The sequence below is a fragment of the Alteromonas sp. MB-3u-76 genome (genome assembly GCF_002831605.1).
Classification (GTDB): Bacteria; Pseudomonadota; Gammaproteobacteria; order Enterobacterales; family Alteromonadaceae; genus Alteromonas; species Alteromonas hispanica.
In genome coordinates, this window is the sequence record NZ_CP025115.1 from 3,360,174 (window position 1) to 3,383,586 (window position 23,413).

21 protein-coding genes are annotated in these 23,413 nt (G+C 44.3%); 10 read left to right on the forward strand and 11 right to left on the reverse strand.

Annotated features, from left to right (window positions below):
• Positions 1 to 47: 47 nt before the first annotated feature.
• A complete protein-coding gene (locus tag CW735_RS14945; protein WP_083595405.1) occupies positions 48 to 536 on the reverse strand; it encodes a chalcone isomerase family protein in 489 nt (162 codons plus the stop codon).
• A gap of 252 nt (positions 537 to 788) precedes the next feature.
• On the opposite strand from CW735_RS14945, the gene CW735_RS14950 reads away from it, so the two are divergent.
• From CW735_RS14950 to nspC, 4 genes are all read left to right on the forward strand, one after another.
• A complete protein-coding gene (locus CW735_RS14950) occupies positions 789 to 1,772 on the forward strand; it encodes a 1-aminocyclopropane-1-carboxylate deaminase/D-cysteine desulfhydrase (protein WP_071980437.1) in 984 nt (327 codons plus the stop codon).
• Between the two features lie 246 nt (positions 1,773 to 2,018).
• On the forward strand, positions 2,019 to 2,429 hold the full coding sequence (locus CW735_RS14955) for a hypothetical protein (RefSeq protein ID WP_071980438.1): 411 nt from the start codon (positions 2,019 to 2,021) through the stop codon (positions 2,427 to 2,429).
• 233 nt (positions 2,430 to 2,662) lie between these two features.
• On the forward strand, positions 2,663 to 3,865 hold the full coding sequence (locus tag CW735_RS14960) for a saccharopine dehydrogenase family protein (RefSeq protein WP_071980439.1): 1,203 nt from the start codon (positions 2,663 to 2,665) through the stop codon (positions 3,863 to 3,865).
• An 85-nt stretch (positions 3,866 to 3,950) separates the two neighbouring features.
• The gene (gene nspC / locus CW735_RS14965) at positions 3,951 to 5,081 is read left to right on the forward strand and encodes a carboxynorspermidine decarboxylase (protein WP_071981335.1); all 1,131 of its coding nucleotides are present in this window, start codon (positions 3,951 to 3,953) and stop codon (positions 5,079 to 5,081) included.
• A 165-nt stretch (positions 5,082 to 5,246) separates the two neighbouring features.
• Here the strand turns inward: nspC and CW735_RS14970 are convergent, their stop codons facing one another.
• Positions 5,247 to 5,510, reverse strand: a complete 264-nt coding sequence (locus CW735_RS14970; RefSeq protein ID WP_071980440.1) for a hypothetical protein — start codon at positions 5,508 to 5,510, stop codon at positions 5,247 to 5,249.
• 146 nt (positions 5,511 to 5,656) lie between these two features.
• A complete protein-coding gene (rsmI, locus tag CW735_RS14975) occupies positions 5,657 to 6,490 on the reverse strand; it encodes a 16S rRNA (cytidine(1402)-2'-O)-methyltransferase (RefSeq protein ID WP_071981336.1) in 834 nt (277 codons plus the stop codon).
• A gap of 141 nt (positions 6,491 to 6,631) precedes the next feature.
• On the opposite strand from rsmI, the gene CW735_RS14980 reads away from it, so the two are divergent.
• The 6 genes from CW735_RS14980 to CW735_RS15005 all read left to right on the forward strand — a co-directional run bounded on the left by CW735_RS14980 (position 6,632) and on the right by CW735_RS15005 (position 13,676).
• A complete protein-coding gene (locus tag CW735_RS14980; RefSeq protein WP_100972820.1) occupies positions 6,632 to 8,686 on the forward strand; it encodes a penicillin-binding protein activator in 2,055 nt (684 codons plus the stop codon).
• 9 nt (positions 8,687 to 8,695) lie between these two features.
• Complete coding sequence (locus tag CW735_RS14985) at positions 8,696 to 9,037, forward strand: YraN family protein (protein ID WP_071980442.1); 342 nt, start codon at positions 8,696 to 8,698, stop codon at positions 9,035 to 9,037.
• Positions 9,038 to 9,142: 105 nt separating this feature from the next.
• Positions 9,143 to 9,739 (forward strand): phosphoheptose isomerase, encoded by a 597-nt coding sequence (locus CW735_RS14990; RefSeq protein ID WP_071980443.1) that lies wholly within the window; start codon positions 9,143 to 9,145, stop codon positions 9,737 to 9,739.
• A gap of 10 nt (positions 9,740 to 9,749) precedes the next feature.
• Positions 9,750 to 10,331: a BON domain-containing protein gene (locus CW735_RS14995; protein WP_071980444.1), complete on the forward strand. Its 582-nt coding sequence runs from the start codon at positions 9,750 to 9,752 to the stop codon at positions 10,329 to 10,331.
• A gap of 40 nt (positions 10,332 to 10,371) precedes the next feature.
• Positions 10,372 to 11,727, forward strand: coding sequence for an MFS transporter (locus CW735_RS15000; RefSeq protein ID WP_100973286.1), 1,356 nt, complete (start codon positions 10,372 to 10,374; stop codon positions 11,725 to 11,727).
• A 212-nt stretch (positions 11,728 to 11,939) separates the two neighbouring features.
• Positions 11,940 to 13,676: a serine hydrolase domain-containing protein gene (locus tag CW735_RS15005; protein WP_100972821.1), complete on the forward strand. Its 1,737-nt coding sequence runs from the start codon at positions 11,940 to 11,942 to the stop codon at positions 13,674 to 13,676.
• A 239-nt stretch (positions 13,677 to 13,915) separates the two neighbouring features.
• Here CW735_RS15005 and CW735_RS15010 read toward each other — a convergent pair whose 3' ends face one another.
• The 8 genes from CW735_RS15010 to CW735_RS15045 all read right to left on the reverse strand — a co-directional run bounded on the left by CW735_RS15010 (position 13,916) and on the right by CW735_RS15045 (position 23,344).
• Complete coding sequence (locus CW735_RS15010; RefSeq protein ID WP_071980446.1) at positions 13,916 to 15,346, reverse strand: IS1182 family transposase; 1,431 nt, start codon at positions 15,344 to 15,346, stop codon at positions 13,916 to 13,918.
• 538 nt (positions 15,347 to 15,884) lie between these two features.
• Positions 15,885 to 17,075, reverse strand: a complete 1,191-nt coding sequence (locus CW735_RS15015) for an alpha/beta hydrolase (protein ID WP_100971920.1) — start codon at positions 17,073 to 17,075, stop codon at positions 15,885 to 15,887.
• A 365-nt stretch (positions 17,076 to 17,440) separates the two neighbouring features.
• Entirely contained in the window at positions 17,441 to 17,830 is a 390-nt protein-coding gene (locus tag CW735_RS15020) for a Na+/H+ antiporter subunit G (RefSeq protein ID WP_100972822.1), read from the reverse strand.
• 67 nt (positions 17,831 to 17,897) lie between these two features.
• Positions 17,898 to 18,167, reverse strand: coding sequence for a K+/H+ antiporter subunit F (locus tag CW735_RS15025; protein WP_100972823.1), 270 nt, complete (start codon positions 18,165 to 18,167; stop codon positions 17,898 to 17,900).
• Positions 18,161 to 18,661 carry a Na+/H+ antiporter subunit E gene (locus CW735_RS15030; protein ID WP_100972824.1) on the reverse strand — a complete coding sequence of 167 codons (501 nt, stop codon included), beginning with the start codon at positions 18,659 to 18,661 and terminating at the stop codon, positions 18,161 to 18,163. Before CW735_RS15030 ends, CW735_RS15025 begins: the two co-directional genes overlap by 7 nt.
• Entirely contained in the window at positions 18,658 to 20,184 is a 1,527-nt protein-coding gene (locus tag CW735_RS15035) for a monovalent cation/H+ antiporter subunit D (RefSeq protein WP_100972825.1), read from the reverse strand. Before CW735_RS15035 ends, CW735_RS15030 begins: the two co-directional genes overlap by 4 nt.
• Entirely contained in the window at positions 20,181 to 20,549 is a 369-nt protein-coding gene (locus CW735_RS15040) for a Na+/H+ antiporter subunit C (protein WP_100972826.1), read from the reverse strand. Before CW735_RS15040 ends, CW735_RS15035 begins: the two co-directional genes overlap by 4 nt.
• Complete coding sequence (locus CW735_RS15045; RefSeq protein ID WP_100972827.1) at positions 20,549 to 23,344, reverse strand: monovalent cation/H+ antiporter subunit A; 2,796 nt, start codon at positions 23,342 to 23,344, stop codon at positions 20,549 to 20,551. Before CW735_RS15045 ends, CW735_RS15040 begins: the two co-directional genes overlap by 1 nt.
• Positions 23,345 to 23,413: the final 69 nt, after the last annotated feature.

Genomic DNA, 23,413 nt, shown 5'->3' on the forward strand with positions numbered 1-23,413 from the left:
TGATGTGAAAATACATTTCTGCACTAAGGCTTATGAAAGCCCTTATCTCAATTTTTTCCTAAAAGTGCCTTTCTAAACTTTGGCTCTGAAGTATCTTCACTCAGCCAAATATCAAAAAACTTCTGGGTAAATTCTGGGTCTTTTACTTCCCCTGCCTCTTTCCCGTTATAGAAAAAAAGTGCATTCCCTTCTTCTGTGGCCACACCCGTAATGACGTCACCCTCACTTACATCGGGGAAAATATTTATCATGTCTTGTAACCAGCGCTTTGATTTTTCTGAATCTAAGCTGGCTTGTTTTTGCATTTCATCTATCGAGCGCTCGGCAATTTTCTTACCGTCTAAACTTCTTTGATATTTCAGTGTAAGGGCTAGTGGTTTGTCTTTGTCGTATTTACCTTGCGGAGCGAATAACGTTGCTTCATAAACATCAAAGAAATAGTAGGTAAACATGTCCTGCCCCACTACTGCGGCGTTTGGGACATTTTTGGCAACTTCTTTGGGTAAAGATGCACTGGCTGCGAATGATGCGCTCATAAACATTAAACTCATTAGTATAGAACTGAAACGATTGGCTCTTTTGTAACCAGACACTAATTTTGAATTCATAATTTCTACCTTAAAAACGTCCGTATTAATCAAAACAGCGTTTTACAATGCTCTCATGCTGTGTAAATTGCGTCAGCTGTCTCATTTTACCTTTGCTTGGGATTGGCATTATTTTGAATTGCCAATGTAATAGTTATACTGCGTGCCTGTAGCGAATGATCAATCACGGTAGCGGACCTTGTGAATAAGTTAACCCAGCTGGAACAAACACTTGTTCAGCCATCCCCTCTAGAGTTATTTACACCTAATTGGCCTGGTGCGTCAGATGTCACTATTTATATAAAGCGTGATGACAAAATACATCCCGTCATCTCCGGCAATAAATGGCGTAAACTCAAACATTTTATTCGAGAGTTTGTTGATCAAAGTGGCTTGTCGCGGGCTGAGGGCTCTTTACCTGCTGAAGGCTCTGCTTCCGCTGAAGGCTCTTTACCTACTGAAGATTCTGTCAGGCTCATCAGTTTTGGTGGTGGTTTTTCAAACCACCTGCATGCATTGGGTTATGTGTGTTATCAACTAGCGATACCGCTTACCGTTGTTATTCGCGGTAACTATTCATCGTCGCCAACGCCCATGATAAATGACCTTATCGCGTGGAATGCAAACATAGAATACGTAGACAAAGCCACGTACAAACTGAGAGATACATCAGAGTATCTTGATACGTTAAAGCGTCGCTACCCCAACGCGACAATAGTTCCTGAGGGTGGAAGTCAGCTTCAGGCATTAGCGGGTGTTTCAGATTTAGTAACAGAAATTGATAACGAAATCGGTACCAATTACCACACTATTATTACGCCAGTTGCGAGTGGGGCAACCATGGCAGGCATTGTAAGCGCAGTAGAAAAGCATCAACACGTTGTCGGCATTGGCGTACTAAAAGGGCAAGATTATTTAGAATCTCTGGTTGCCAAATTTTTGAGTAAAAACAATCATAACTGGCACATAGAGCACGAATACCATTGCGGTGGTTACGCTAAAGCTCCAGCTTATTTAACTGAATTTTGTCACCAATTTAAAAGCGCAACGGGTATAGCCATAGAGCCTGTTTACTCGGGCAAGGTATTCTTTGCGCTTAAGAAAATGCTGGGCCAAGGGGCATTTGTAAAAGGAAGTACACTAGTGGTAGTGCATACAGGAGGACTGCAAGGCTCAAGGTCTTAGGCTATGGGAATAAGTACAAATAAGTTCCAATGAAAACAACGCGGCCTAGCGCAGCTAATATTCAAAACCAATTTTACTTGCATTAGTTTTTCTGTTACTAAACTAAAGACGTTCGAGAAACGTAAAGACAAATGTAAACGTGTACAAAAGAAAAATACGGAAAAAGTTAAAGGTAAACATTATTCAAAATTATCAGTGAAGATACTTTAGGTATCGCAAGCAACGCTAACTCTAAGGAGATATACCATGATCGACCGACCAGTTACATTGCCAACCCCTTTGCAAGAACTCATTTCCAAGTCGCTTAAAATATGTGAAGTTATGCTTCCTATCAGCGACGTATTTTACCCCTTCGCAGCCATAAACAAAGATGGTCGCACAGGGTGTGTGTTTGCAGACGAGACAAAAGAAAGTAAACGTGAGTCGCAACTTATAGAACAGTTGCAATGGCGCATAATTGACGCGACCACAGGTAGCAATAGCTACAGCGTTCTTGTTTATGCCGCCACCGTCAATACACAAGATAGCAAGAATATGGACGCTATTGCCGTGGTCACCTCATCGCCAGACCAAGGTGAACATCTGCTTCTTTATCCTTACTACAGAGTAGACGGCTCTATCGTAATTTCACCACCAATTAGCACGGCAGCCCCATAAACACGAGGCCGCAAGTAGTGTTAAGTTTGGACTTAAGCTATAACGGAGAATGAGCGCGGCCGAAATGGTCGCGCTATTTACTGCTCATACAATAAAACATTCATAACGTTTTGAACCTTTCACGTAGAATTTTATACTATTTAATTTGGTAGACACTGACTTTACTTGCCAAATTGCCGGTGTCTGCTAGCATTCAGCAAAAATTTATTAGCAAAATTTAGGGATTACTTATTATGTCTCGCGTTCTTATTATTGGTGCTGGCGGCGTTGCGTCGGTAACAGTCAAAAAATGTGCTCGTTTACCACAGCACTTTGACGAAATATACTTAGCTAGCCGAACTGTATCTAAATGCGAAGCCCTGCAAAAAGAAGTGGGTGAAGATCGTGTAAAAGGTGTTTTTGCCCTCGATGCAGACAACGCAAAAGAAGTAGAAGCACTTATTAATGACGTTAAACCCGACCTCGTCATTAACTTGGCACTTCCCTACCAAGACTTGCCTATCATGGATGCGTGCCTAGCAACAAATACGCATTATTTAGATACGGCTAACTACGAGCCAAAAGATGAAGCGAAATTCGAGTATTCGTGGCAGTGGGCCTACCAAGACAAATTTAAAGAAGCGGGCATTATGGCTCTGCTTGGCAGTGGTTTTGATCCAGGCGTAACCAACGTTTTTACCGCCTATGCAGCAAAACATTACTTTGACGAAATCCATTACCTAGATATTGTTGATTGTAATGGCGGCGACCATGGTCAAGCGTTTGCTACCAACTTTAACCCTGAAATTAATATCCGCGAAATTACTCAGCGTGGTAAATTCTGGGAAAACGGTGAGTGGAAAGAAACCGATCCGCTTAGTGTGCGCGAAGACTTGGATTATCAAAATATTGGTGAACGCGCGTCTTACCTTATGTTCCACGAAGAGTTAGAGTCACTGGTTAAACATTTCCCAACACTAAAGCGTGCTCGCTTCTGGATGACATTCGGTGATGCCTACCTTAACCACCTACGTGTGCTAGAAGGTATCGGCATGACAAGTATTGAGCCAATAGAGTTCCAAGGCCAACAAGTTGTGCCTTTAGAGTTTCTAAAAGCCGTATTACCTAACCCAGGCTCCCTTGCAGAAGGTTATGTAGGGATGACTTGTATTGGTACTTACATTACAGGTATAAAAGATGGCAAAGAAAAAACCATCTTTATCTACAATAACTGCGAACACGCTAAGTGTAATGAGGAAGTAGGTGCTCAGGCGGTATCTTACACCACAGGCGTTCCTGCGATGATTGGTGCTGCACTTATGCTAAACGGCACGTGGAAAGAAGCCGGCGTGTGGAACATGGAACAGTTTGATCCAGACCCGTTTATGGATATGCTTAACGAACACGGACTGCCGTGGCATGTACTAGAGTGCGATAGCAGCCCATTTACTAAGTAGATTGCTTTAAACAAATATAAGATATTTACGAGGGGCACTATGTTAAGTGCCCCTTTTTTACGTTATTGACCGGAGCTTGATTACCTTGACCGATCTTACCCAACGCACTGATATTCCTTCTCCCTGCTATGTCCTTGAGGAAGAAAAATTAATTCGCAACCTAACGCTGATGAAGCGGGTTCAGGACGAATCAGGTGTGCGTATTATTTTAGCGCTTAAAGGCTTTTCCATGTGGTCTTGCTTCGATATCGTAAAGCAATATCTTCACGGAGCCACCGCGAGTTCAGTATGGGAGGCAAAATTAGCAGCCGAAATGGGCAAAGAGGTTCATGCCTATTCCCCTGCTTACAAAGCTGAGGATGCAAAAGAACTCGCCACATTAGTGCATCATTTATCGTTTAACAGCCTTAGCCAGTGGCATACCCATCGTGAAGCGCTAAAAGACGTATCACTTGGACTGAGAATTAACCCAGAGCATCAAGAAGCAGATACGCCCCTTTACGACCCAGCTGCACCCGGCTCGCGATTAGGGATAAGAGCGGATGAGTTAGAGGGTATAAGTCTTGATGGAATTGAAGGTTTTCACTGCCACAATTTATGCGAGTGCGATTCTTTTGCAACGGAGCGCACATTGCAAGCCATTGAAAAGCGATTTGGTAAGTGGCTACATCAGTTGAAATGGCTGAATTTAGGCGGCGGTCATTTAATGACAAGTGAAGGCTACGATGTTGAACACTTAATCAACACACTGTCGGCATTTAAAGAGCGCTACCCTCACCTTGATATAATTCTAGAGCCGGGCTCTGCAGTAGCGTGGCAAACTGGCCCTTTAATTTCAGAAGTAGTGGATGTAGTAAATAACGAAGGTGATATTGCCATATTGGATATTTCTGCCACTGCGCATATGCCAGATGTGCTTGAAATGCCCTACAGGCCTACCGTATTAAATGCGGCGTTGCCTAATGAGAAAGCCCACAACTACAAACTTGGCGGCAACTCATGTCTTGCTGGCGATGTAATAGACACCTACTCATTCGATAAACCTCTCGTAGCGGGAAGCCGTGTTCAGTTCGAAGATATGATGCATTACACCATGGTAAAAACCACGTTTTTCAATGGGGTTGATCATCCGTCCATTGGCATATTACGCTCAAATGGCGAATTTGAATTGGTAAGAAGCTTCACTTATGAGGACTTTAAAGGGCGCTTGTCTTAAGCTGATAAATCTGGTCACGTTTTTCTGTGACAACTCCCCTCGAGTTTATCAAGGGGCTTTGACAACGCACACTTATTGCTACATCTCACACCTATTGGTAACTGTAGAAGAGTAATAAAAAGTCGGCTTACGTTAGCCGACTTTTGCAGTACCTGTTGATGCCGCTTAAATAACACCGCTGCCTTTCGCAGTCTCGCTTTTATCGATTTCACCTTCTACTAACACTGTATCATCCAGTTCAATAGTAAATTTTGTACCTTGCTTTCCGCTTACGCTATAGCGAAAACCATACATCTCGCCTTCATTAAACGAAATTTCAGCACTGGTATTAGGGTGCACTAAATCGAACTCTCCAGAATCATTAGCCTTTGAGAAAACATCTACCATCCACTTACCTTCTGGCATGGTGATTTTCAGTGTTTTTTTCATTTACGCCTCCATTTGCTGTTGTCCAAATTATCTTAATGAAAACTATCTATTGGTAACTCCCAATAGACAGTTAAGATCAGTGAAAAACGTGAAACTAGGGACTATTGACCAATGCGCTAAAGGTTTACTAACGCGCTAAAGGCTTACTATTTTGCGTCTAAACCTGCTTGATAGAGGGCGTTTTTCTTCAGCCCATAGTGACCGGCAACTACAGCCGCAGCCTTTTTAAGTGGAATATGCTCACAAAGCGTGTTTAGCAATGACATTGCCTCACTTGGAATTTCCTGTTCACTCACTGGAGCTGGGCTTATCATTACGACAAACTCACCCTTTTGATGAGCAGCATCAGACGTAAGATAATTGATAACATCTTGCGCGCTGCCGCTTACATAGGTTTCGAAGGTTTTGGTAAGCTCTTTTGCAATAACAATGTGCCTTTCGCCCAATACCCGCTGAATAAGCGTAACTGTGTCTAAAATTCTGCGTGGCGCTTCGTAAAATACACTTGTGTAGGGTCTATCTAATAAAGCAGAAACCGCGCTTTCTCTTGCCTGCGCTTTTACCGGCAAAAAACCTTCGAATATAAATTTGTCCGTTGGTAACCCCGATGCGCTTAAAGCGGTAATAGCTGCACACGGTCCTGGTAGTGCGCAAACCGGAATGCCCTGCTCGCGGCAGCGTCGTACCAAAATAAAACCAGGGTCGCTTATTAGCGGTGTTCCTGCATCGCTAATTAACGCTACGGCCTCACCACCTTTTAACCGTTCACATAACATAGCTGCGCGCTTGTCTTCGTTATGATCGTGCAGCGACAGTGTTTTAGTAGAAATGCTTAAGTGCTGTAGCAACCTTGAACTATGGCGAGTATCTTCTGCTGCAATCCAACTCACTTCACCGAGTACGTCGATAGCGCGAGCACTGATATCATTTAAGTTCCCAATTGGCGTGGGGACAATGTACAACGTTGCTGGTTTAGTCATAAGAAATAGTAAAAGCACGGAAATAAAATTAATGAATGCGATAAGTGTACCATGCCATTAGTCCAGTTTATGCTGCCAAGCATAGATTTTCACACAGGTTACGATAAACTTAGTGCTCATCGATGTTAAAGGAATGAAACTGTGCGCCATCTCGGATTTTCTCGGAAAAACATTACCCGTACTGCGGTAGCTTCATTATTGCTATCACCATTACTACTAGCAGGCTGTGGCAGCACCGCACAAAAAACGGTCAGCGTGGCGAAGAGTAGACCTATCGCGGTGAAAGAGACTCCGTTGGTTAATGAAGTCACGCCCGAACATAAGCTGGTTGAAGCTAAAAAAGTGTGGAGCGACATGCAAAATAAAGCGTTACGAGACAGTCTGCTTTTAGAAGCCGCACAGTTATATATGCTGCAACAAAAACCTATTATGGCGCAGCAAATTCTTTATGAAGTAAAGCAAGATGGAGTTTCTCCAGAAAATCAGTCTTTTTATGCCTTGTTAATGGCGAAAGTATACGCTAACCAGTCAGATGTATCGGCCGAAGAATTATTGTCACTACTGGAACCAGTGTCAGGTAACAAAGACCTTCTTATCGAAAAAGCGCATTTACAAGCACAGTTATTTGCTAAAGATGGAAATTACAGCGCCGCTGCAAATAGCCTTCTGAATACGGACCTACCTGACGAGCAAAAAGTAGAACAGGTATGGAAGTGGATAACATCAATGCCTGTCTCGTCGCTAGACGATATTGCTCAGCAGTATTCTGCGCTTTCCCCTTTTGTATCGCTCAGAAAATTAACCGAAGAATATAGCAGTTCGCCTGAGAAGCTTGCGGAAAATCTTAATAACTTCCAAAAAGTGTATGCAGGGCATAGTTTAGGTGCCACTTTCCCTGATGACGTTCTCAACGCAACAAAACTTCAACGCGCTAATATTAACGCTATTACCGTACTGCTTCCTCTATCTGGTCGCCTTGCCACTACCGGAAGCACTGTAAAAAATGGAATTATGGCTGCTTACTACCAGAGTATTGCAGACAAGCAAGGTAATGAGGTTGGACAAGATCAGCGCAATCTACCTACGCTTCACTTCATTGACACAGTAGACAAAGACGTTAACGACATTATTGCAGAAATTGGTGACGCCAAATTTATTATAGGCCCGCTGTTAAAAAGCAATGTTGAACGAATCATTCCTGCACTGCCTGTCGGGGTGAATGTGCTGGCCCTCAATCGCTCAGACGATATTACACAAATTGAAACGCCATTTAATACATCAGCAAGCAATAGCCAACAGCTTATTCTTAACGATGTCCAGTACAGTAACAACGCCCAGTACGGTGACAAAGGAAAGCGCGGCGATGACAATACATTAGAATCAGCCCAGAGTTCGGCAAATGGTCCGATTGCTGCCAACTTCTTTGCTTTAGCGCCCGAAGATGAAGCTAAACAACTGGCGGAACTCATATTCAACAAAGGGTTTAGGGCGCCTATTGTTATTACAGAGCAAAGCTCGCTATATGAGCGTATGGACGACACGTTTAAATCGCATTGGGAATCGCTCAACAAAGCAGAAGGTAAATACAAAACCAATATCACCTCGGTTACCTTTAACGACAGTAACTCGTTACGTGAAGGTATTACGTCGGCATTAGACGTGGCGCAAAGTAATGAGCGTATTAACCAGATTGAGTATATGACCAATGACGAAGTTTATAATATGCCTAGAAGCCGACGAGATATCGACGCAATTATCGCTTTCGCTTCTCCGCAAGACACTGAATTGTTAAACCCAATCATTGAAGCTAGCCTTAACCCACTTGGTGGAAAACCTATTCCAGTTTATGCCACCTCTAGGTCTATGGACTACGAAAGCGGAAAAAATCAGTGGCGAGACCTCAAAAATATTCACTTTATTGATATGCCATGGATGATGCCTCAACATCAATGGAAGCCACTCGCGCAAACAGTAGAACAAGCATTCGATGGGCAAAACACCATGCAGAAGCGTCTGTTTGCTTTTGGTTACGACGCTTTTGAGCTGCTGCCTAAGCTAGGTATATTAAACACGCTAAATTACCTGCATCACAATGGCTTAACGGGGGCTTTATCATTAAATGAAAACGGCGAAGTAGAAAGAAAGCAGCCTACAGCTATCATTCGCAATGAAAAAGTCGAATCAATCTCTGAGTAATAGTTAACTATGTCATTAGTGCAAGGGAATGCTGCAGAGCAAAAGGCCTGTGATTTTTTAACTCAACAGGGCCTTACGCTTCGCTGTAGAAACTATCGCACTCGTCGAGGCGAGCTCGATATTGTTATGCAAGATGGCGATACCATTGTGTGTGTTGAGGTTAAATATCGTAAAAGCGCACAATATGGCAGTGCGATAGAATTTGTAACCGCGAAAAAACTGCAGCGAATTCAGGCTGCGTTCGAGTTCTATTTGTTAGATAATAACCTCAATTCAACGTCTACCCCGTTGCGCATCGACGTTATTGCTATCGACGGCCATCGCCTTCAATGGCTAAAAAATATTGGCTGAATGGAATTATAATTTATTTTTCCAGTCTCAAACTCATAGCGCATTACCCGCGCTAAACAGCTGTGAAGATGTCCCGTCAGCAGCTTGCCCTAAAAGAGAAGAAGTATGATTGAACAAATTAAAGCTAACTTTACTGAAAGTATTCAAACTAAAATTGCTGCGTCTGAGATTTTGCCGGAGTCGATTGAAAAAGCCGCTAACATGATGGTTGAAGCACTTATTCGCGGTAACAAAGTGCTTAGCTGCGGTAATGGCGGTTCGGCTGGCGATGCACAGCACTTTTCTTCTGAAATGCTAAACCGTTACGAAAGAGACCGTCCAAGCCTTCCTGCCATAGCGCTAAGTACAGATACATCTACCATTACCTCTATCGCCAATGACTACAGCTATGATGAAATTTTCGCTAAACAAGTACGTGCCTTAGGCCAGCCCGGCGACATTCTTTTCGCAATTTCTACCAGCGGAAATTCGCGAAATGTTATTGCGGCAATGGAAGCGGCCCTGTCTCGAGATATGACAATTGTTGCGTTAACCGGTAAAGACGGTGGCGAAATGGCGGGTTTTCTAAGCGAGCATGATGTAGAAATTCGCGTTCCTTCAAACCGCACTGCACGTATTCAAGAAGTACATTTACTTGTTATTCATAATTTGTGCGAGTGCATTGACGATAGCTTATTCCCAGCTGATCACGGTGACGAGTAATTATTCATTTATGAAACACGTAACTAAGTGCCTTACTATACTGTGCATTATTTTTACCATGGGGCTACAGGGGTGCGTTGTTGCCGTTGGAGCGGCTGGTGCTATGGCGGCAAAGGTGGCTAACGATCGTCGAACCGTAGGAACACAGCTAGACGATCAAAACGCGAGTAGTGCAGTAGCTTATCAATGGTCAAAAAGCGAAGCACTGAAAGAGCAAGCTAACTTACAAGTTGATGTTTATAACGGCGTTGCTCTGCTTACAGGCCAAGCGCCTTCTCAAGCGTTAGTCTCTGAGGCCGTTCAACGTGCTCAAAGCGTAGATTATTTGAAAAAGATTCACAACCAGCTACGTGTTGGCTCTCCTGTCGGAGCAGGAACACAAGCCAATGACATTTGGTTGGCGTCAAAGGTACGAACAAAAATCGTCGCTGACGAGCGCGTTCCAGCGTTGCAGGTAAAAGTAGTGGTGCAAGACTCGGAAGTTTTCTTAATGGGCAAACTTACCAGCCTTGAAGCGAACGCAGCAGTTGATATTGCCCGCAACGTTACTGGCGTTGCAAGAGTTGTGCGCGCCTTTGAAATTACTCAGTAAAGAAGCCGCTACCGCCCTGCTTGTGGCGGGAGCGCTCTTTATGGAAATACTGGATGCGACCGTTATAACCACGGCGCTTCCAGTAATTGCAGCAGACTTTGGGATCCCCGCTGCGCATCTTTCAATTGGTGTATCGGCATACCTTGTTGCAGTTACCTTATTCATCCCTCTCAGTGGCTATGTGGCCGACCGCTTTGGCGCTAGAACCATATTTGTTGCTGCCATTGGGGTATTTACCCTTGCCTCTGTGTTATGTGGCTTAAGCACCACTTTGGTTGAATTTACCCTGTCGAGAATATTGCAAGGAATTGGCGGGGCAATGATGGTGCCCGTTGGCCGGTTAGTGGTACTTCGTGGCCTGCCCAAAGAAAAGTTAGTGAAAACGGTGGCCATAATTACCTGGCCAGCGCTGAGTGCTCCTTTACTCGGCCCTGTACTAGGCGGCTATATTGCCACCCATTTCAGCTGGCAATGGATATTCTATATGAATATTCCTTTGGGCTTAATTGCGATTATTGCCTCGGCATATTTACTTCAGAATACAAAAGGCGAAGTAAGCACATTCGATGTAAAGGGCTTTCTGCTCACCGGCTTTGGATTTGCGCTTTTTATGGCTGGCATTGAATTTCTTGCCAGTAACGCTGAAAGAATAATGGAAAGTGCCACCATTATTTCATTGGGTTTTGTGGGTATGCTGCTTGCCATGTGGCACATAAAAACAGCTAAAAATCCGCTTTTCTCATTTGATGCAATGCAACATCGTACCTTTCGATTATCGGTGTATGGCGGTTCTGTCGTGCGTATCGCGCTAGGCAGCGCGCCTTTTCTTATTCCTCTGATGCTGCAACTGGGCTTAGGCTATACACCTGTAGAAGCAGGCTCCATCTTGCTGTGGCTGTTTGCAGGTAACCTTGCTATTAAACCTGCCACAACATGGATAATGAATACCTTTGGCTTTAAACCGGTATTGATTGTTAACGGAGTACTTATTGCGCTAGGCTTTGTCGCCTTGGCAATGATTAATGAAAGCACCTCGTCCTTTACTATTGCCGCGCTGCTTTTCATTAACGGCATTACACGTTCAATGCACCTCACGTTGCTAAATACCATCGCTTTTGCTGACGTTCCCCCAGATAAGATGCGCGATGCTAATACCCTTGGGGCAATATTGATGCAGATGAATCGCGGGCTGGGGATAACACTTTCAGCACTTGCCATAGCAGTGGCTTCGTTAATACTCGGTCAATCTGCCGATGCCCCCGATTTAACAACCTTCACCATCGCCATGATATTTATGGCAATACTGGCATTAGTGAGCATTACCGACAGCATTTTACTGTCAAAAGAGGACGGCGATGCAGTGTTAAATAAACGCAAGCGCAAAAAATCACTTTGAAAACTGGCCCGTATTGAGCTTTGCTTAACACTTTTCCGTGGATCGCAGAAGTTTTGGGAAAGTGAGTACAACAGGTGAGACGTCCATAAAAATAAAATTGCCGATAGCCCAAAACAGTTTTACTCTACTATTTGCTTTTGAACGGTTTTCACTTTTTCTAGGCTCGTCGTCAAAGAACATTGAAAAACAAGCGCTAACAAGGAATCGTTATTGTGTCTCATCTTGCTATTAATATCGTTATTGGCTTATCACTGCTCATCTGTATATCCGCCTGCCAACCATCTTCAAAGTCTACAGCTCCTGATAACGCCGTCGAAGAACAAACCATAGAGTTAGACAAACTGTTCGTCCAATTTGATGATATTAACAAACCGGGAGCCTCGGTTGCGGTATTACAAGATGGAGAGGTTGTCTTCTCAAAAGGTTATGGCAGTGCAAACCTTGAATACGATATACCGGTTACGCCAGACACCATGTTTCACGTTGCATCTGTATCGAAGCAATTTACCGTTTTCGCCATTTTATTACTCGCCGAAGAAGGTAAGTTAAATTTTGACGATGACATTCGCCAATACATTCCCGAAGTACCAGATTTTGGCGAAACCATAACTTTACGACACTTAGCATCGCACACCAGCGGCTTGCGTGATCAGTGGAACTTGTTGCGTATGGCCGGGTGGCGTTTAGATGATGTGATCACTACCGAACATGTATTAAAAATGGTAGCGAAACAAAAAGAACTAAACTTCAAACCCGGAGAAGAATTCCTTTATTCGAATACCGGGTTCACACTATTAGCAGAGGTTGTTGCTCGAGTTAGCGGTAAGTCATTTGCACAATTCACACAAGAAAGACTGTTTACGCCTTTAAATATGAGCAACACCTTGTTTTACGACGATCATCAAAAAATCGTTAGCAACAGGGCTTATTCCTACGAGCCAATTGACAGCGGCTATCAAAAAAGTGTGTTGAACTATGCAAATGTCGGCGCAACCAGTTTGTTTACTACCGCAGAAGATCTTCTTAAATGGTCGGAAAACTTCACCGAACTGACTTTAGGTAGCCCTTCAATCATCAAACAAATGAATACGCTTGCCACATTAAATAACGGCGACACATTTGGCGGTGCATACGGACAGTTTATTAGTCATTACAACGGCATCAAGTATATTCAGCATAGCGGCGGAGATGCCGGTTTTCGTTCATATTTAGCCCGATTTCCTGAGCAGAATTTGGCAATTGCTATATTGAATAACGGCGCGGATGCGAGACCTTGGGAATTAGCACTGCAAATTGCTGAACGCTTTCTAGAAATAGATACCCCTCCCCCTCAAAACGCTATTGCTGATGCGTTTATGGAGTCAATGTCACCGAAACAAACACCTAGCGCCTTTGATCTCAGCAAAAATGAGTTAAGTGAAGACATACTGGATGCTTATGTAGGTCACTACTGGAATGAGCCAGACGCTTACTCAAGAGAGATATATTTAGACAAGGGTAGACTCATGTATTCACGAGGCAAAAACGATGTAAGCCCCCTCGCTGCCGTGAATGAAAACACATTCAAAATGCTAAATGTAGAGGGGGAAATCTTTGTTGAGTTTACTGAAGATGGCGAGCAAAGCATAATGACGGTGAAAGTAGACAATATGGACACATATGTGTCGATTGCCTATACACCAGTTGAAGTGACTGAAACCTGGTTATCTCAATTTGCAGGCAGTTATTACAGCCCTGAACTCTCTTCTACTTATCACTTTTCGCCGGACAACGATCAGCTCAAAATTTCTCACTACCGACTAAGCGATCATCATATTGCGCCAGTCAAAGGTGACTTCTTCAGATCACAGGTTGGCGATATCTTGTTTGAACGCGATGATAGAGGCGCAGTGAATGGCTTTAGAATATCTAACGGTCGGGTACGGAATCTTTATTTTAAGAAGCTATAGAAGATAAACAGTGGAAAGAATTTCTAATGTTCACTCTACCAATAAGGGCCGCTTGCTCGCATTAACACTAATTTAAAAGTGTTAAAAAAGTACTAATGCTGCGATTATGATTTTTACGACGTATGGCAGCTTAGTACACAGACCGTGTGAAAACTCATATTTATGGTTGCTGTTTTTAAATTGAATAATACAGAAATTCTAAGTCCACTATAGTTTTTGAATGAGTGTTTCCACAACTCTCATGTCTTCATTGCAGATATGAGACCGCTAACGCCCATGATATTCATCATTCTTTTGAAGTTGTATGCCAAGACCTGCAAACTTACCTCTGTTTTTACATGTTTTAATGTTCTTGTCAGTAGTTGTTGCGCTCCTGCCCATTGCTTTATTGTGCCAAAGGGATGCTCGACGGTTTGATGCCTCAATATCATTGCGTTTGGCATGTTTTTATAAGCTTGTGCCACGCGTTCAACATGCTCCTCATCATCGAGTCTTCGGATCCGTCTTCCTGCTGGTGATGTTGTGCACCGCGATTTCATAGTACAACCTTTGCAGGTCATGACCGACATGTAAGCGCGTAGCGGTTTTCCTTTGTCAGTTGAAACAAAGCTAAACGGGATATCTTTGCCAGCAGGACATTCATAAACGTCTTTTTCTTTGTTATAGACAAAGTCTTCTTTGGTAAACAGTCCTTTTTTTCGATTAGCCGAAGTACGGATCTTCGGAACAATTGCAGTAACGCCTGCCTGATGAAGAGTCTTAAAGCTCGTGCTATCGTCATAACCTCTATCAGCAAGAATGGTAATGTCTTGTTTACCTAACGCTTGTTGCACATGCTGGCTCATCGGGACAAGCTGATGTCTGTCACTTGGGTTATTAGTCACGTAATGGGCAAGTATCAAGTGATGTTTGGTGTCGACAGCCGCTTGAATATTATAGCCAACTAATACGCCTTTATGCTTAAGTGCCATTCGCCTGCTGTCGGGGTCGGTATAGGAGATTTGTTTGTCGGGTAAGGTTTCCAATTCTTGCTGTATTGTTTTCTCGCTTACCAGACGCGCTTGCAGTTTAGCGAGCTTGCCTTTCAATTTTTCTGCGTCTTCAGTGCGGGACTGGCGGTCTGCTCTATCGAGCTCCATAAGATAATTGGCAATATCTTTTTCGGTTGTTTCGATACACGTCTTTATCAAACCACGTGAGTAGTTCTTAGCGATATTGTTAACCGCTTTGAACTTAGTGCCGTCAATAGCCACGATGGCATCCGCAAACATATTGAGTTCACGGCATATCAACACAAAGCGCTTACAGACTTGTTGTATCGCGTTGCCGTTGTCACGTCTGAAATCAGCAATCGTTTTAAAATCTGGGGTAAGACGCTCAACCAGCCACATCAACTCGACATTACGCTGCGTTTCTTTTTCTAAACGTCTGCTTGATTGAATGCGATTAAGATAACCATAAAGGTAAATCTTGAGCATGGTTGCCGGAGAATAGCTTGGTCTACCTGTTTTGGCTGGTTGGCAACGTGCAAAACCCAAGTCAGATAAATCTAATGAATTGATAAACATATCGACTGCACGAATCGGATTATCTTCATGGATGTAGTCATCTAAAACTTCGGGGAACAGCGTGCTTTGTGTTCGGCTTTGGCCTTCGATAAATCTCGACATGTGATTGAAACCTATCAATTTTTTGATAGTTTTATTGTACCAATTCAGATATCAATTGAGGACCGATACTTAAGACCGATTGATCATATAAAAAGTCTGCTTAGACCAAAAGGTGATCAATAGTTTTCACACAGCCTGTACGTAATGCGGTCGTTGGGAAATAGTTAGGCCAAGGTCAGGGACGAGCGAATTGCGGTCATTCGGCATAGACCCTTGGCCTTCAGGCGATAGTTGTTTTAAGCAACGGCGTTGCGCGGGTTTCGCCTAAAGGCGAGTCTCTTTCTTTTGCTTCGCCAAAAGAAAGAAACCAAAGAAAAGGCGACCCCGGGATCGTTCGAAAGCCCGGTATTTTGGCCAATTTTTGAGGCAAATGCGCAAACTCGTGGTTCGCTACCGTCGAACCGCTCAGACACGCGCATTTTTAAAACCTCACAACCGGCCAAAATACCGGCTCACTTTACGGGGACCCCAAAAAGAAAACAGCTTTTTTGGACATCCATACAATCAGAGTGGTTTTCAACGAATATTTCGAAATGTATTAAATGCCTGCTTGCAACCATTCCATCGCCGCAGGGAATCGGCGCGACCAGTCCACTTCGCAGTGCCGCCCAACATCATCTTTCACCAACTTAAGATTTTCCGGTTTAAATCCCTGTTTAAGCAGCAGGCTATTTAATTGTTCGATCTGCTCGTAATTGCCATATTCCATCTGCCCTATATCAAAATATATTTTGCTATTGCCAATAGTTTGCTGCTGTTTAATGGCTTCGAATAACACATTTATTCCGTCCATATTTTCAATCGCTAAAGCCGGTGAAAATGCGGCTGTAAAACCAAAAGTGTCGCTATGCTTCAGCGCGGCATAAATGGCCATTAAGCCGCCCAGCGAGCTGCCCGCTAAACCGGTGCCGGCTGGCTGCGGATCGGTTCGGTAGCGGCTGTCGATAAAGGGTTTTAGAGTATCTTTAATCGAGCGAATCGTTAATTCTCCTTGGCCTTGTGTGGCTTTGCCATCGCGGTTTTTAAATGCCCAGGGGTTGTATTCAACCCATCGCTCAGCGCTATTGGGCACCGCCACCACAATCATTTCATCCAGATTGCCAGCACTGGTCAGCTCCTCCAATAGCTCATCAATGCGCCATTCATCGCTGTGTGCCGTTTGAGCGTTAAAAATATTTTGGCCATCCAACATATATAAAACCGGGTAGGTTTTGTCAGTGTTGTGTTGGTAGGACTTAGGCAGATAAACGGAGATATCACTGCTGCGGCCAAATTGGGGCAGTGTAATATTTTTATGCTGTACGATGCTGCCGCTTAAACTCGGCTCGGCTGCTTTTAAAGGCTTATCGCCAGTCCAGAGCGGAATATGAACTGCCATTTCCGCATCGCCACCCGTTGCTTTATGTAGATAGGTACATTGGCTTTTTGCCATTTCGTTGGCGGGCATCCATTGCCAATTTTTGTCTTTGACCATGGTAAAAAATACATTTTTCTCGGTGATCGGAATGGTAACGCTCAGCTCCTCGTTATTTTTTATAAGTGAGTAAGCCTTGTCACCGTCCAGTGCCCAATCATTAAAATTACCGACCAGATGAATAGTGTCATTAGCAGAGTAATCAGCCGGTGGTGTCACTTTGATAGTTAAGGTCGGTGCTGGCGGATTTTTGTCGGCACATGCGCTTAGGGCTAACACAGCGGCGATGGTCAGGGTGATTTTGTTATGAGTCATGGCTCTTGTATTCCTCTACTCTTGTGGCTGTTCTGATTGTTCCACATGCTAAGCGACTTTAGGGGGGGGACCCTAAGTAATTGTCATTTCAATAAATGATTGTTTGTATAACTTCTACAACCAGTTTCGCCATCAAAAGTATGTGATGTCGGCTATTGGCACAAAGCGGCACTATGAGCTTTGAAACCTGACCGTCCGTTGTTTGTCAAGCAGACCTTCATTCCTCTACTAACCAATCTCTGCTGCCTCAGCAACATAAATAAAGCGCCTTAAGCGCTTCTAAAATCTAACTAGCAATATTTATCTAACTCAAAACGAAACCGGGTGTGCTTTTCCTAGCGTGTGGCTATCCTCAGAAATATATTTTACTTACCTTTGTTTTTAGCACTAGCCTTATCATCCACACCCTTCTGCTCTCTCGCCTTATCAACTAACCCTTCGTTTTGTGTAGACTTCATAGTTTTTACTTTATGATGCATGGCAACTTTGGCCAGTATGTGCGCGGTTACTGGTGCAGTAATAACTAAAAACAGCGTGATCAACAGCGCGTGAACATTTACATAGCCTTGAAGGTAAGACATATAAATAACCGAGCTCAGTAAAATACCTCCTAAGCCCACTGTGGTCGCTTTAGTTGGTGCGTGAAGGCGTGTGTAAGCATCTTTCAAGCGAAACAACCCTATTGAGCCCACAAGCACAAAAATACCGCCAATCATGAGTAAGGCGGACACCGTTAATTCAAGCCAAAAATTCATTACTTGTCCTTATCCAGCGTCTATTCATTCTACTACTCTTTAGGCTACCCATTCTTTAAACCAGCCTTTACTCAATAATATCGCCGCGAAGAATATATTTTCCGAATGCAACGCTACTCACAAAACCTAGCATGGCAATAAGCAGTGCCGCCTCAAAATACAGTGACGTGCCTTTGTGTATGCCGTACACCATGATTAACGCAATGCTATTAATGAACATAGTATCGAGTGCCAATATGCGGTCTACTACATCTGGCCCGACTAATAAGCGCCATAGATTAAGGACTAACCCTATAGAAATCATGATTCCTACACATAGCAGAGTAAATGCTAACATTGAAACATCTCCTTAATCGCCGACTCGTATCGGTCTTTGATGAGCCGTATAATTTCCTGATCGTCATCAGGCATTTGCAGCACATGCACATACAAATAGCGCTTATCTTTTGAGAGCTCGGCGGTTACAGTGCCTGGTGTCATAGTTACCGTACTTGCCAGTATGGTAATAGGGCGAATTTCTTTAAGATCTAACGGCACGGCAACAAAACCTGGTTTTATTCTGCTCATTGGGCCAAGCACTAAAATCGCCACCTGCACGTTTGCCACCACCACATCGCCTAATACCATGAAAAAGTACTTAACTACTTTAAGAGGCTTTTTAATTCTCGGCTGCGAAATTTGTAAAGGTGCACACAACAAGGGGATCGCAATGGCAAACACCGCCCCCAAAATAATGTGGCCCAGGCTTACGGTCACATTCAGCATAAGCCAAATAACAAGTAATATGGCGCTGCGACCAGGCGTAGGCAGTAGGCGTGACAACAAACTCATTGCTGACCTCCCTCTAACTGCAACACACTCACAGGAAGTCGTAAGTCATGAAGTTGCGAAGCCGCCATTGCAGTGTATTCGGTAATAGGCCCAGCAAAAACGGTCATTATTGGAGACGCCACCAACAGTAATACAACACCCGCAAACTGCCATACAGATGCAGACTCATCTTCTGAGTTAGCGCTCTCGCCAGCATGCCGCCAAAATAGGGTTGTACCGGCTCGTGCTAGCGCAATAATAGTGAGTAGCGTAGAGATAAGGACCGTAGACCACACTAGAGCTTTATCTAATCCCGTTGCGGCAGATTGTAAAACTACTACCTTACCGATGAAACCTGAAAAAGGAGGCAAGCCAACCACTACCATGGCGGCCACAAAAAAGAGCGAGCCAAGCAGCGTTGGCTGAGTAACCTTTTTAGCGATGACAAAGCGATCGAAAGCTTTGCCTCGCTGCTGCCCTATCATATTAGCAAGCATAAATAGTACCGCTGAAATCAATGTGCTGTGCAGGGCATAATAAAACGCTGCTCCACTGGCCTCCGGGCTTCTTATGGCAAAAGCCATAAGTAACGTGCCTACCGATATGAGCACAGTATTAGCCGCAATATTGCGCAAGTTAGGGCTAGCTAACACGCCAATGGTTCCAACGGCTACCGTTAACATAGCGAGCGGCCATACCCAAGGCAAAACCATATTGCTAAGCGCCCCCGCCCCATCACCAAAGATGACAGTGAACACCCGAAATATGCTGTAAATGCCCACCTTTGTCATAATAGCGAATAGCGCTGCAACCGGCGCAGTGGCAGCGCTGTAGGTATTGGGCAACCAAAAATGTAATGGCAACATGGCGGCTTTCAGTCCAAACACCACCAACAGCATCATGCCGCCTACTTTGGCCAGCACTAGCTCCCCCCCTGATAAAGCGCTTATCTTAAGCGACATATCTGCAATATTGAGTGTTCCGGTAATGCCATACAAAGTCCCTAAGGCAATTAAGAATATGGCGGAGCCCACAAGGTTCAATATCACATAATGCACGTTGGCTTGGGTTCTTTGTTTACCCCCACCGTGAACAAGCAGTACATAAGAGGCAATCAATAACACTTCAAAAAATACAAATAGGTTAAACAAGTCGTGTGTTAAAAACGCTCCCGCTATCCCCATTAATTGAAACTGCATTATGGGGTGAAAATAACGCCCTTCACGGTCGGTGCCAGCAAATGAATAAAGCGTTGACGCTAACCCCAGAAACCCGGTGAGAAGAACTAAAAGTGCAGCAATCGAATCTGCATACAGTATGATGCCAAAAGGCGCTTGCCAGTTACCCAAAGCATACATGATAGGGCCAGCATCAATGACTTTTGCCATTAGCGCTATTGCAATGGCAATTTGCAACACGCATAAAAATGCCGCTGCAACTCTTCGATTCACATAGCGCTCAACACCAGCAAAAGGAGGTAGTAGTAAAAGTAACCCGCCAATCAACGACACTAGAATTGGCAGTATAGGTAAATGGTCCATCATTGCTTACTGCTCCAGCGAGACACCGACTGCTTTGGCCTGCCAGGTGGCTCTTTGCCATCCACGAAATCATTTCCAAGGTCGGCCCGTGCGCGCATCGACAGTATGACGGCAAAGGCTGTCATAGCGAAGCCAATTACAATAGCCGTTAATACTAAGGCTTGAGGAAGGGGGTCTGCGTAGGCTTCTGATTTACCTAAAATAGCCGCGCCATCTAAGCTAAGACGCCCCGTTGAAAATAGAAATAAATTAACGGCATAACCAAGCATCATCAGCCCCAAAACCACTGGGAACGTACGGCCCCGTAAGCATAGAAATACGCCGCTAAACGTCATCACGCCCACACAGAGTGAATACAATAATTCCATTAGTTTTCCTCCATTGTTGGGCGATGCTCGGTGGTTAACTTACCGAGGTTTGCCAGGATTAATAACGTTGCCCCAACTACCGTGAGATAAACACCTAAATCGAATACAAGCGCGCTGGCCAACTCTGTCTTTCCGATGAAAGGAATATCGAGGTAATCGAACCACGATGTTAAAAATGGCTTTCCGAACGCCCAGCTGCCCACACCGGTGAGTACCGCCAGTAATACCCCCCATGCAATCACGCTTTGATAATTAACAGGTATACGTGGTGTAACCCAGTTCACACCGTGGGCAATGTATTGCTGAATGAGCGCTACGGAGGTAACAAGGCCAGCAATAAAACCACCGCCAGGTAAATTATGACCTCGAACAAAAATATAGGCAGACACCAATAGCGCAAGGGGAAGTAAAGACTGAGAAATCATCACTAAAATAGGCGGGTGAATATCCTTAGTCCATGGAATACCCTTGTCATCGGCCGAGGGCATGGCAAGGGGAATTCTCGTCAACAATTTAAAAATACCCAGCGCGGCAATGCCTAACACAGTAATTTCGCCCATGGTATCGAAGCCACGAAAATCCACCAAAATCACATTGACAACGTTAGTCCCACCGCCGCCTGTTTTACTGTTTTCCACGAAAAAGTCAGAGATAGTCTCGAAGGGACGAGTGATTATTGCATAGTTAATGGTTGCCACAATGCCACCTATAACGGCGGCAATGCTTAAGTCGCGAACCACCCGCTTTGGCGCTGAATCGGCAGAGGTTTTTTGTGGTAAAAAGAACAGTGCTAGCATCAACAAAATAACCGTAACAATTTCTACCGCTAACTGGGTTAACGCAAGATCCGGCGCCGAAAAACGAGCAAAGGTAATTGATACCACAAGCCCCACTACCGAAATTGCAATGAGTGCAGTCATACGCTGTTTATGCAAAATAGCAGTTGCGATAGCGCCAATACACAGTATTGCCGCCAGTATAATTTCAATGCCGTTTACAGATTGAAGTGGTGAACTTCCCGCGGCGTTGTTCAGCATTATCAAGGGTGGTGCGGTCATCACTATCACTAACAGGAACAGCAACCCTACATAGCGCTGCAGTGATTCATTGTCTAGCGTGTTATGCATTTTCTGAGCATACAATACGAGTTTCTGCATGGCCTGCTCAAATATCATCTTTGCATCTGGGTCGTTGAACTGAAACTGAAAACGGTAAAGAGGATGGCGGTTGATATAAAGCACTACCCCACCCACAATAGCGATTACGCTCATCAGCAGCGGAATATTGAGCCCGTGCCATATCGACAAGCTGTAGTAAGGTAAAGATGACGCAGGGAATAGCGTAGATGCTGAAATAGCGAGTAAATCACCAGCCATAAACCCAGGAAAAACGCCGACTAAAATACACAGTACAGCCAATAGCGCGATTGGCAGCATCATTAATATGGGAGGCTCTTTAGGCGTTTTAGGCAGCGCCTCTGGTTCACCTTTAAAGAATACGTCTTGAATAAAGCGCAGTGAGTAAGCAACCGACAGTACTCCGCCTACCGTCGCGAATATAGGCACCATCCACGATAGCGAACCAAAAACAGCCTGCTCTAAGGTTTCGGCAAAAAACATTTCTTTCGACAGGAAGCCGTTGAACAAAGGAATACCCGCCATCGATAATGCAGACACCATTGTTAATGTGGCCGTGTAGGGCATAAAGCGCCAAAGTCCGCTGAGTTCTCGCATATCTCGCGTACCGGTTTCATGGTCGATGATACCCGCAGCCATAAATAGCGAAGCTTTGAATACCGCGTGATTCATAATATGAAAAAGCGCTGCCACCGCAGCTAACTCGGTATTTAAACCTAGCAATAATGTAATAAGCCCCAAGTGACTAATAGTTGAATAGGCAAGTACGCCTTTTAAATCGTGTTTGAACATAGCCACGTAAGCGCCTAGCAAAAACGTGGCAAGACCCGCTAAACTGACTAATAAAAACCATAGTTCGGTACCCGCTAATACGGGGTAAAGCAGCGCTAAAAGGAATATCCCCGCTTTCACCATGGTGGCAGAATGCAAGTAGGCGCTTACTGGTGTAGGTGCTGCCATGGCATGAGGTAGCCAAAAATGAAAAGGAAATTGTGCCGACTTGGTAAATGCACCAATTAGCACTAATACCAACACCACTGGATAGAGGCTGTGTTCTCTTATGGTGTTGGCGCTATCTATTATTACACCGATATCGTAAGTTCCTACAATATCACCTATTAAAAGAAACCCTGCGAGTAAAGCTAATCCACCGGCACCCGTTACGGTAAGCGCCATACGGGCCCCTTTCCGGGATTCCGACTTAGCAGACCAAAACCCTATTAATAAAAACGAGCTTATACTGGTTATTTCCCACGCCATCCAAAGCTGCAGCAAATTATTTGCAAGCACAATAGAGAGCATTGCGGTCATAAATAAAATCAAAAAACCATAAAACCGCCCCACGGGCTCTTTTGAAGACAGGTAGTAGCGCGCGTAAAAGATAACTAAAAGGCCAATACCTAGGATAAGAAACGCAAAAAGCAGTGCAAGGCCATTAAGCCTCATTGACAGTGTAAGGCCTATCGCTGGGATCCATTCGATGTAGTCGGTAATAACTTCGCCAGCAAATATAGCGGGGGCAAAACTCGCGATAATAGACAATGATGCCGCGGGCGCGAGCATCGTCATGGCAGTGCATACGCTTCTACCGAGGCCTTCGGTAGCTTTCGGTACAAGGGTGCCGATGAGTAATAAAATCGGGATCCAAAATAGGCTCATTAGATGAAACTTTCCTTTCTAGTTTTCATTACCTTAACAAAGGCCTTGGTGATTTTTCTCTGGTGCATC